This is a genomic window from Pseudomonas sp. SDO5522_S412 (genome assembly GCF_054071215.1).
On sequence record NZ_JBSVWQ010000252.1, the window covers coordinates 1 to 7896 of the forward strand.

Annotated in this window: 7 protein-coding genes and 1 riboswitch; of the genes, 1 reads left to right on the plus strand and 6 read right to left on the minus strand. The window is 63.8% G+C overall.

What is annotated here, in order from left to right; all coding sequences use genetic code 11:
* Positions 1–72: 72 nt before the first annotated feature.
* Genes ACW9I6_RS28500 through cobO form a run of 6 tightly spaced genes read right to left on the minus strand, consistent with a single transcriptional unit; the run spans position 73 to position 6054 of the window.
* Positions 73–1524 (minus strand): cobyric acid synthase, encoded by a 1452-nt coding sequence (locus ACW9I6_RS28500; protein WP_457340093.1) that lies wholly within the window; start codon positions 1522–1524, stop codon positions 73–75.
* Positions 1521–2510: a threonine-phosphate decarboxylase CobD gene (cobD, locus tag ACW9I6_RS28505; protein ID WP_457340094.1), complete on the minus strand. Its 990-nt coding sequence runs from the start codon at positions 2508–2510 to the stop codon at positions 1521–1523. Before cobD ends, ACW9I6_RS28500 begins: the two co-directional genes overlap by 4 nt.
* Positions 2503–3411: an adenosylcobinamide-phosphate synthase CbiB gene (cbiB, locus tag ACW9I6_RS28510; RefSeq protein WP_003210754.1), complete on the minus strand. Its 909-nt coding sequence runs from the start codon at positions 3409–3411 to the stop codon at positions 2503–2505. Before cbiB ends, cobD begins: the two co-directional genes overlap by 8 nt.
* Complete coding sequence (bluB, locus tag ACW9I6_RS28515; protein ID WP_003210753.1) at positions 3408–4058, minus strand: 5,6-dimethylbenzimidazole synthase; 651 nt, start codon at positions 4056–4058, stop codon at positions 3408–3410. Before bluB ends, cbiB begins: the two co-directional genes overlap by 4 nt.
* Positions 4055–5446, minus strand: a complete 1392-nt coding sequence (locus ACW9I6_RS28520; protein ID WP_457340095.1) for a cobyrinate a,c-diamide synthase — start codon at positions 5444–5446, stop codon at positions 4055–4057. The genes bluB and ACW9I6_RS28520 overlap by 4 nt, the downstream gene beginning before the upstream one ends.
* Complete coding sequence (gene cobO, locus ACW9I6_RS28525; RefSeq protein WP_457340096.1) at positions 5443–6054, minus strand: cob(I)yrinic acid a,c-diamide adenosyltransferase; 612 nt, start codon at positions 6052–6054, stop codon at positions 5443–5445. The genes ACW9I6_RS28520 and cobO overlap by 4 nt, the downstream gene beginning before the upstream one ends.
* An 80-nt stretch (positions 6055–6134) precedes the next feature.
* Positions 6135–6371: riboswitch (cobalamin riboswitch) on the minus strand.
* A 99-nt stretch (positions 6372–6470) separates the two neighbouring features.
* On the opposite strand from cobO, the gene ACW9I6_RS28530 reads away from it, so the two are divergent.
* Positions 6471–7784, plus strand: coding sequence for a PQQ-dependent sugar dehydrogenase (locus ACW9I6_RS28530; protein ID WP_102368344.1), 1314 nt, complete (start codon positions 6471–6473; stop codon positions 7782–7784).
* Positions 7785–7896 lie beyond the last annotated feature (112 nt).

Sequence of the window (7896 nt, forward strand, 5' to 3'; positions counted from 1 at the left end):
CCGCTGTAAGAGCGGAACCATAAGCGGCCGTTACCGCAGCAACGGATATGTACACGGTCCATTACAAACAACTCAAACCCCACACAACGAACGCAGTAACCCAGTATCCAAATGCCGCTCTACCAGATCCGCCAACCGCTCAATATCCCGCTCCCGCAACCCGTGATAATCCACCTCTTGCACATCTTCCAACCCGGCCCAACGCAACAAAGCACTACAGGCCGCCGGAGCCTCAAACAATCCATGCAAATAGGTCCCAAGGATCTGCCCATCCTCACTCTGAGCCCCATCCAGGCGCCCATCGTCCAACTGCACCGCAGCCCGCACCAAGCCAGCGCCACTGGTTACACCCGCGTGGATCTCATACCCACTCACCTCGGCCTCCTCCAGCAACAACCGCCCCCGCACGTTACGCAGCTGCTTCTCCTCCTCCAGGGTCGTACTGAACGCCAACAACCCCAGCCCAGCGCTAGAACCACAAGGCCCTTCCAACCCCAGCGGGTCATGCACCTGCTCCCCGAGCATCTGCAACCCACCACAAATCCCCAACACCTTCCCGCCATAACGCAGATGCCGAGCCACCGCCGTGTCCCACCCGTTGGCCCGCAAATACGCCAAATCACTGCGCACACTCTTCGAGCCCGGCAAAATAATCAGGTCCGCCGCAGGAATCGCCTGCCCCGGCCCCACAAACTGCAAATCCACCTGCGGGTGCAAGCGCAACGGATCAAAATCCGTGTGATTACTGATCCGCGGCAATACCGGCACCACCACCTTGAGCACTTGCGCCGCCTTGTCGATCTGGCGCTGGTCGATACCGTCCTCAGCCTCCAGATGCAGATCCATCACATACGGCAACACCCCCACCACCGGCTTGCCCGTGCGCGCTTCCAGCCAATCCAGCCCCGGCTGCAATAGCGCGATATCGCCGCGAAAGCGATTGATGATGAAGCCTTTGACCCGCGCCTGTTCGGTGGGTGACAACAATTCCAGAGTGCCCACAAGGTGCGCAAACACCCCGCCGCGATTGATGTCGGCAATCAGCAGCACCGGGCAGTCCACCGCTTCGGCAAAGCCCATGTTGGCAATGTCGTTCGCCCGCAGATTGATCTCCGCCGGCGAACCCGCACCCTCGACCATCACCACCGGGTAAGCCGCACTCAACCGCGCATGAGAGGCCAGCACCGCTTGCATCGCGATGGCTTTGTAATCGTGATAAGCCACGGCATTCATGGTGGTCACGGCGCGCCCGTGGATGATCACTTGGGAGCCCGTGTCGCTGTTGGGTTTGAGCAGCACCGGGTTCATGTCGGTGTGGGGCGCCAGGTTCGCCGCCTGGGCCTGCACCGCCTGCGCTCGGCCGATTTCGCCGCCTTCGGGAGTCACGGCGCTGTTGAGTGCCATGTTCTGCGGTTTGAAGGGCACCACCGGTATGCCCTGGCGCACCAACCAGCGACACAGCGCGGTCACCAACGTGCTTTTGCCCGCGTCGGATGTGGTGCCCTGCACCATCAAGGTACTCATGAGGCTTCCTTGTAGGCCTTCAGTGCCTGTTCCAGCCGCAACCAGTCGGCCTCGGTATCCGGCAGGCCGAAACGCAGGCTGCTGTTGTCGACAAACAAGCGCAGCAGAATGCCGCGCTGGGCCATGAATTCATGCAGCTGCTCAGCCCGGTCCGTGATCATCCACTGGAACAACGCGCAGCCGCCCTGGGGCCGCAAGTCGTGGCGTTCAAGCACATCAAACAGGCGCTGGCTGGCCGATTCGCAACGCAGCCGCTGTTGCGCATGGCCGGCCGTATCGCGCAGGCATACTTGCCCAAGCACCCGCGTCGGCCCGCTGACGGCCCACGGCCCCACCTGTTCGGCGAGCAGCTTGAGCAGCTTGCGCTCGGCCAGCACGAACCCCAGCCGCACTCCGGCCAGGCCGAAGAATTTGCCGAACGAGCGCAGCACGATCAGGCCGACTTGATGGGCCTGGCCCGCCAGGCTCAGTTGCGGGGTGATGTCCATGAAGGCTTCATCCACCACCAGCCAGCCGCCGCGTTGGGCCAGGCGAGCATGCCAGTCCAGCAGGCGTTGCGGCGTCAGGCTCAGGCCGGTGGGGTTGTTGGGGTTGACCACCACCAGCACGTCGAGGCTGTCGAGGAAGAAGTCGACTTCCTGCTCCAGCACTTCGCGCACGATGTAGCCGGCGCGACGCCAGGCTTCAGCGTGTTCGGCGTAACACGGCGACAGCACACCGACCTTGCCGGCCCGGCGCAGGCGCGGCAATAACTGGATCGCGGCCTGGGAGCCGGCCACCGGCAATACATAGGGCGTGCCGTAATATTCACAGGCAGCCTGCTCCAGGCCGTCGTCGTTTTCAGGCAGGCGCGCCCAGGCCCGCAGCGGGATTTCCGGAATCGGAAACGGCCATGGCGCCAGGCCGCTGGACAGGTCCAGCCAGTCTGCTTCTGGAATGCCGTACTGCATCGCCGCCTTGCGCAAGCGGCCACCGTGCTCAAGCATAAAACTCAGCCCCCACACACAGGATCAGCAACCACAGCCACACGCCGCGTTGCACCAGTTGCCAGCCACGCTCGATGGAATCCGCATCCGCCGGCGGGCCTTCGCCCAGTGGCGGGCGCTGGTGCAGCTCACCGTGATAAATCGCTGCACCGCCCAACTCCACGCCAAGGGCACCGGCACCCGCAGCCATCACCGGGCCGGCGTTGGGGCTGTCCCAGGTCGGGCCCTGGGTGCGCCAGCATTTGAGAGCCAGGCGGGTTTTGCCCAGCAGCGCGTAGGTCAACGCCACCAGGCGCGCGGGAATGTAGTTGAGCACGTCGTCAATCTTCGCCGCGGCCCAGCCAAAACGTTCAAAGCGCTCATTGCGATAGCCCCACATAGCGTCCAGGGTGTTGCTCAGACGATAGAGCACCACGCCGGGTACGCCAGCGACCACAAACCAGAACAGCGCAGCAAATATCGCATCGCTGCCGTTTTCCAGCACCGATTCGGTGGCCGCACGGGCAACTTCAGTGCGGTCCAGCTCGCTGGTCTGGCGACTGACCAGGTAGCTGACGCGTTTGCGTGCCTCGTCCAGGTCATCGCTGCGCAATGCTTGCGCTACCGGCAGCACGTGCTCGCCGAGGCTACGCATGCCGAGGGCGCAATACAATGCGAGGATTTCCAGGACCCAGCCGATGTAGGGCGCCCACGACAGCGCCGTGGCCAGCAGGGTCAGCGGCACCACCGCGATCACCCAGGCGGTGACGCCATGGCTGCGCCAGCCCCGACCGCCGGAGTTGAATCGTTGCTCGATGCGCCCGGCAAAATTGCCGAACGCCACCAGCGGATGCCAGCGCCTGGGCTCGCCCAGCAGCGCATCCAGCGCCACGGCAGCGACACTCAGCAAGGCCACACTCATTGACTCACTCCCCAAACATTCTCGTACAACATGTCACTCAGCGGCCGTGGTTCGGTCCAGCCTTCGAGCTGCAACATTGGTGCCGGGTAGAACTCGGCCACCGGGCCCAGGCACAACACGGCCAACGGCTTGGCACCGGGCGGCAGGCCCAGCAGATCGGCCAGGGCCTGGGGCTCGAACAGCGAGACCCAGCCCATGCCCAGCCCTTCGACACGAGCCGCCAGCCATAGATTCTGAATCGCGCAGGACAACGATGCCATGTCCATTTCCGGCAAGGTGCGGCGCCCGAAGATATGCCGCTCGCGGTCGTCCATCAAGGCAGCCACCAGCACTTCGGCGCAGTCGTTGATGCCTTCGACCTTGAGCTTCATGAACTGGTCGGAGCGCTCGCCGAGAGCCTCGGCGGTGCGTACGCGTTCTTCTTCCACTAGCTGCTGGATCTGGCCGCGCAGGTTGCGGTCGCTGATGCGGATAAAACGCCAGGGCTGCATCAAGCCGACGCTCGGCGCCTGGTGCGCGGCTTGCAGCAGGCGATGGAGCAATTGCGGCGCCACGCTGCCACCGCTGAAGTGCCGCATGTCGCGGCGTTCGGCGATAGCGCGGTAGACGGCTTCGCGGTCGGCTTCCGGAAAGGCGTTGTCAGTCATGGCCTCATCGCGGGCAAGCCCGCTCCCACATTGGATTGCGTTTCAACTCGGTCAACTGTGGGAGCGGGCTTGCCTGCGATGGCGGTCTCAAGGCTTGGCGCAAACAAGGCAGCCACCGCCATCGGGTTGGACGGGAAATAAAAGTGCACGTAGGAAGCCGTCATCCGGCCCTGACGATAAACCGCCTCGGCACCGCGCCCGCCATTCGGGCTCAGGCCCCGGGCAATCGGCTGCCACTCGGTGCTGGTCAGCGAGTGATGGTAGGTGTGACCGCGCAAGAGGCCTTCGGGCAGTTCGACGTTTTGCAGGGCCAGTGCCGCCAGACGCTTTTGCATCACGGCGTCGCCCTGGAGCAGGCCGACCAGTTCGGCACGGGTGCCGTCGACATCGGTGAGTGAGTCCAGCAGATAGAGCATGCCGCCGCATTCGGCCAGCAGTGGCTTGCCAGCAGCGTGGTGGGCGCGGATGGCGTCGAGCATCGCGGTATTTTCCGACAGCGCCTGGTGATGCAATTCCGGATAACCGCCGGGCAGGTAGAGGCTGTCAGCTTCGGGCAATGCGCGGTCACGAATCGGCGAGAAGAAGCGCAGCTCGGCGCCCATCGCTCGCAACAGGTCGAGGCTGGCGCCGTAGGTAAACGCGAAGGCTTCGTCGCGGGCCACGGCGATGCGCACGCCGGCCAGCAACGGTTGGGCCTCGATTACCTCGGGCGCAGCGAATTCCACCGGCGGTGGCAGCGCTACCTCACAGCTGCTGCCCAGAGCCTGGGCGGCGGCGTCGAGGCGCAGGTCGAGGTCGTTCAATTCGCTGGCCTGCACCAGGCCAAGGTGGCGGCTGGGCAATTCGATCCCGGTTTCCCGGGACAGTGCGCCGTACCAGCGCAGGCCTTCGGTCAGGCTGCCTTCAAGCAGTTGCGCATGGCGCAGCGTGCCGACGCGGTTGGCCAGCACGCCGGCAAACGGCAGGTCCGGCTGGTAACGCGCCAGGCCCAATGCCAGGGCACCGAAGGTCTGGGCCATGGCCGTGCCATCGATGACCGCCAGTACCGGCACGCCAAAATGCCGCGCCAGGTCGGCGCTGGACGGCGTGCCGTCGAACAGGCCCATCACGCCTTCGATCAGGATCAGGTCGGCTTCCCCCGCCGCTTCCCACAGCAATCGGCGACTTTCCTGCTCGCCGACCATCCACATGTCCAATTGATAGACCGGCGCACCACTGGCGCGCTCGTGGATCATCGGGTCGAGAAAGTCCGGGCCGCATTTGAACACTCGCACCTTGCGCCCCAGGTTGCGGTGCAAACGGGCGAGCGCGGCGGTGACGGTGGTTTTGCCCTGGCCGGACGCCGGTGCGGCGATCAGCACAGCAGGACAGTGACGGGGCTGATTCAAAGTTCGATGCCTTTCTGCGCCTTGATACCCGCCTGGAATGCATGCTTGAGCATGCCCATTTCAGTCACGGTGTCGGCCATTTCGATCAATTCGGGTTTCGCGCCACGGCCGGTAACCAGCACGTGTTGCATCGGGGGGCGGGCCTGCAGGTCGCTGAGTACCTGGTCCAGGTCGAGGTAGCCGTGCTTGAGGGCGATGTTCAGTTCATCCAGCACCACCAGGCCGATGGCCGGGTTCTGCAGCATTTCCCGGGAGACCGCCCAGGCGGCTTCGGCGGCCACGATGTCGCGGGCACGGTCCTGGGTTTCCCAGGTAAAACCTTCGCCCATCACGTGGAAGCGCACCTGCTCGGGGAAACGGCGGAAGAACAGTTCTTCGCCAGTGCTGTTGCGGCCCTTGATGAACTGCACCACGCCACACTGCATGCCGTGGCCCATGGCCCGGGCCAGCATGCCAAAGGCCGAGCTGCTCTTGCCTTTGCCATTGCCGGTAAGCACCAGCAGCAACCCGCACTCGTTCGGTGAATTGGCAATGCGCTCGTCAATCAAGGCTTTTTTGCGCAGCATGCGCGCCAGGTGGCGTTCGTCACGATCGGGGGATTCAGTCATGGCAGCTCTCCGTTGGGGCTGGACAAAAACGGCGGGCAGGAAAAAGACACATACAGACAGCCAAGCATCGCCCACCGTGATGCTGTTGGATGGATCAGGCCGGTCTCCGGGCTCATGAGTGGCATTGGATGCCGAAGGTGCGCCTTCCCATATCGCGGGCGATACAGTGGCTTAAGGCACCGTCTTGACTCATTTACCGTTGCGGGGGCAGCGCCGGGATCGTGGCAGCACTGTAGAAAAATGCGCTCACTCACCGGCTTCCCTGTTTCACTCAGTCGGCGCGTACGCCACAGAGCACCTGAAACAAGCCGCGAAGGTTAGTGGGTTGGGGGTGGAGCGTCAATTAAAGCCGGACATGCGCGTGAACCATCGGGCCGCTGCGTGCCTCTACCGCTACAGGTATTAAGGAGAAAACCATGCACAAGACCCGACTTGCCCTACTGATCATGCTCGCCGGCACCCTCGCCGCCTGCGGCGAAAGCTCTACCCTGCAAGTGTCCGACGGCACCGGGCCCTCGCCCAAACTGCCGGAACCGAATAAAACCCTGATCCCCACGGTGAATATCGCCCCGGCCATCGGCTGGCCCGAAGGCACCAAGCCAACGGCGGCGGCAGGCACTCAAGTAGCGGCGTTTGCCGAAGGCCTGGACCATCCGCGCTGGCTGTATGTGCTGCCCAATGGCGATGTGCTGGTGGCAGAAACCAATGCGCCACCCAAGCCGGACGATTCCAAGGGTATTCGTGGCTGGGTGATGGAGAAAGTCATGGGCCGCGCCGGGGCCGCCGTGCCGAGCCCCAACCGCATCACCCTGCTGCGGGACGCCGACCACGACGGCATAGCCGAAACCCGCACGGTGTTCCTGGAGAACCTGAACTCGCCGTTCGGCATGACCCTGGTGGGCAGCGACCTGTATGTGGCCGATTCGGACAAGCTGCTGCGCTTCCCCTATCAGCCAGGCGAAACCTCGATCAAGGAAGCCGGCACCACGGTGACCGACTTGCCGGGCGGCAGCATCAACCATCACTGGACCAAGAACGTGGTCGCGAGCCAGGACGGCAGCAAGTTGTACGTCAGCGTGGGCTCCAACAGCAACGTCGCGGAAAACGGCCTGGAAGCCGAACAAGGCCGCGCCGCGATCTGGGAAGTGGACCGCGCCACCGGCCAGCACCGCATCTTCGCCTCCGGCCTGCGCAACCCCAACGGCATGGCCTGGGAACCGCAAAGCGGCAAGCTGTGGACGGCGGTCAATGAGCGCGATGAAATCGGCAGCGACCTGGTGCCGGACTACATCACCTCGGTCAAGGATGGCGCGTTCTATGGCTGGCCCTTCAGTTACTACGGGCAGCACGTGGATGTGCGGGTGAGTCCGCAGAACCCGGAACTGGTAGCCAAGGCGATTGCCCCGGACTACGCGGTGGGCCCGCACACAGCCTCCCTGGGACTGACCTTTGCCGAGGGCAGCAAGCTACCGGCACAATTCAGCAATGGCGCGTTTATCGGCCAGCATGGTTCTTGGAACCGCAAGCCCCACAGTGGCTACAAGGTGATCTTCGTGCCGTTTGAAGGCGGCAAACCCAAAGGCCAGCCGGTGGATGTGCTGACCGGGTTCCTCAATAGCGATGAGAAAGCCATGGGCCGCCCGGTCGGCGTGGTGATCGACAAGCAGGGGGATTTGCTGGTGGCGGATGACGTGGGGAACAAGGTGTGGCGAGTGTCGGCGGCTAAATAACCAGCTTCGCAAACACCGCAAAACAAATGTGGGAGCGGGCTTGCTCGCGAATGCAGTGTGTCAGTCAGCTTGTTGTCGACTGACCCACCGCATTCGCGAGCAAGCCCGCTCC

Excerpts from the sequence above, each read along its gene's own strand:
- ACW9I6_RS28500 (WP_457340093.1), bottom strand. The coding sequence starts at position 1,524 with ATGAGTACCTTGATGGTGCAGGGCACCACATCCGACGCGGGCAAAAGC.
- cobD (WP_457340094.1), bottom strand. The coding sequence starts at position 2,510 with ATGCTTGAGCACGGTGGCCGCTTGCGCAAGGCGGCGATGCAGTACGGC.
- cbiB (WP_003210754.1), bottom strand. The coding sequence starts at position 3,411 with ATGAGTGTGGCCTTGCTGAGTGTCGCTGCCGTGGCGCTGGATGCGCTG.
- bluB (WP_003210753.1), bottom strand. The coding sequence starts at position 4,058 with ATGACTGACAACGCCTTTCCGGAAGCCGACCGCGAAGCCGTCTACCGC.
- cobO (WP_457340096.1), bottom strand. The coding sequence starts at position 6,054 with ATGACTGAATCCCCCGATCGTGACGAACGCCACCTGGCGCGCATGCTG.
- ACW9I6_RS28530 (WP_102368344.1), top strand. The coding sequence starts at position 6,471 with ATGCACAAGACCCGACTTGCCCTACTGATCATGCTCGCCGGCACCCTC.